Origin of the sequence: Pseudomonas sp. Sample_16 (assembly GCF_004307665.1) — a bacterium.
Lineage (GTDB): Bacteria > Pseudomonadota > Gammaproteobacteria > Pseudomonadales > Pseudomonadaceae > Aquipseudomonas.
The window spans coordinates 1-2199 of record NZ_RCOB01000147.1 but is presented as its reverse complement, the minus strand read 5'-3'; the positions used below and the strand labels follow the sequence as shown (position 1 = coordinate 2199).

Genomic DNA, 2199 nt, shown 5'->3' with positions numbered 1-2199 from the left:
CAGGCATCCAACCTGCGCTGTTGGTCGAACACGCCTACAACCCGATCCACCGCCGCCATCAATACGACCCGGCTGGCGAGTTGACCCGCACCCTCGACAAACTGCGTGGCGAGATCAAGTACGAATATGAAGCCAACGGCCAGTTGCACAGCCGCGACACCGGCCAGTTGATCGACAGCGAAGAATTCCGCTACGACGCCGCGGCGAACCGGCTGAACTTCAACACCAGCCAGTTCGACCACGTCAAAGACAACCGTCTCAAGCGCTGGCGAGATCAGGAATATGCCTACGATGCGTGGGGCAACCTGATTGAGAAACGCAGCGGGATGGGCACGCTGCAGACGTTTGTTTATGACTGTGAGAATCGGCTGGTGCGGGCCGAGACGTTGATCAACGGCAAGCTGGAGAGTACCGGTGCATATCGGTACGACAGCCTTGGGCGGCGGGTTGGTAAACAGTCTGTTGTTAATGGCGTGACCGAGCAGAAACACTTCTTATGGCAAGGCCTGCGGATGCTGCGGGAGGAGCGTCCGGGGCAAAGCAGTCTGTATATCTACGAACCGGGCAGCTATGTGCCGTTGGCGCGTGTCGACCAGGCAGAAGGTGAAGCGCAGCAGCTTTACTACTTCCATACCGACCAGATTGGTACGCCGCTGGAGATGACTGACCGGGAAGGGCAGATCGTCTGGCAGGCGACGTACAAGGCGTGGGGCTCGCTGGAGCGATTGGACGTCAACGAAGTCGAGCAGAATCTGCGGTTTCAGGGGCAGTATTTCGACGACGAGACGGGGCTGCACTACAACACGTTTCGGTATTACGATCCGGAGGTGGGGCGGTTTGTTACGCAGGATCCGATAGGGTTAATGGGGGGGGATAATCTCTATCAATATGGAAGCAACCCGTTAGGTTGGATAGACCCTTTAGGGTTAGCATGTTCGTCGCTTCATGAAAGGGTAGTAAATGATGCGAACAAGGTCGCGTCTGCTGGCGGGGAAATCACTGCGAAGCAAGCGCAGATATTGAAAGGAAATCTGCCCGTTGTTCAGAGGCGTACTGTGTTTCAAAATCAGATGGCACGTAAAGAATTTGTGGGTAGTCAAAACTATTTGATGAAGCAATGGGAAGCCAACACCGGTAGAGTATGGCCATCTGGAGCAACTCCCCATCACATCATCCCTTTGGAAAGCGGTGGCGCAAACAAGTGGTGGAATCTAATGCCGACACACGGCTCGTTACCTAATCATTCCTTGCCAGGAATTCCAGGTCCGCATGCCGCAGGTGGAGTTCTCAGGACAACAATTCAACAAGGAAGAAAGGCTCTGCCGCCTGGTACAATAACTGATTTGAGATTGTAATATGATTGATATTGACGAAGAGTGTAAAAAAATAGAAGGGTCCGACTTTTTTTTTAATATGGGGGGTGACGGGGCTGAGGATGGTCGTTTGATATATATAAAAAATGTCCGCAAGGTTTTTGTAGAGCCTTCTGATGCTGAGTTTAAGGGGCGCTACGATTGTGTTGAGTGGCTGCCCACATCTCCAACTCAGCCGGACCCTTTTTATAATATTCCTAAACCACCTTCTGATCTTGTTGCTATGCGGATGAAGGTGAATAAGGCGGTAATGGCTGCGACTAAAAATCTTGATAAAAATAAATTTTTGTGTGCGCCGCATGACTTTAGCCTTGCGGCAAGAAATGGAATCTGCTTCGCTTTTAGGCAATATGTCTCTGAAGAGTATTACGGACTTGGTGAGCGATGGTCGACAATAATAAAATTGTATTACTGTGGTCGCTGGCCTGTTGGCTTCTGTAAGGATGAAATAGTCGTTATTTGATTTGCGATGGATGAGTTGAGAATCTCCGTTGGCGGCAGTTTGGTGAGGGGTTTTTAGTTGGTGTAATTATGTGCGCTTCGCTCTTTTATAACATGATTAGTTTGTTGTCAGGTGATCTAATGCTCTGTTCATGTCGTCGACGACGCAATTCCCTGTCGCATCAATGCCTTGAGCCTGAACTTTAATTACCTCTGAGAAAACATCCACAACGGCTAACGTGTGGTGGAGCAATGTACCAGCTATGGTGAGCCCTCAGCATTGGCCGGCTGCTGGCCAAACTCAATGCCGATGCCCGTCAGGATTATGCATATGACGACGGCGATCGCCTGCTGTCGATCCAGCGCCTGCCGACCGCGCAGGGCA

The 2199-nt window shown here is 51.2% G+C and carries 2 protein-coding genes; both read left to right on the top strand.

Annotation, left to right across the window (positions count from 1 at the left end; translation table 11 throughout):
* The coding region (locus D8U69_RS19745; RefSeq protein WP_177434585.1) for an RHS repeat-associated core domain-containing protein at positions 1-1355 on the top strand (1355 nt) is incomplete at its 5' end.
* Position 1356: 1 nt separating this feature from the next.
* The gene (locus D8U69_RS19740; protein ID WP_241667882.1) at positions 1357-1836 is read left to right on the top strand and encodes a hypothetical protein; all 480 of its coding nucleotides are present in this window, start codon (positions 1357-1359) and stop codon (positions 1834-1836) included.
* Positions 1837-2199: the final 363 nt, after the last annotated feature.

What these genes read in the sequence shown, in the direction of transcription:
- D8U69_RS19740 (WP_241667882.1), top strand. Translation starts at nt 1,357, where the DNA reads ATGATTGATATTGACGAAGAGTGTAAAAAAATAGAAGGGTCCGACTTT.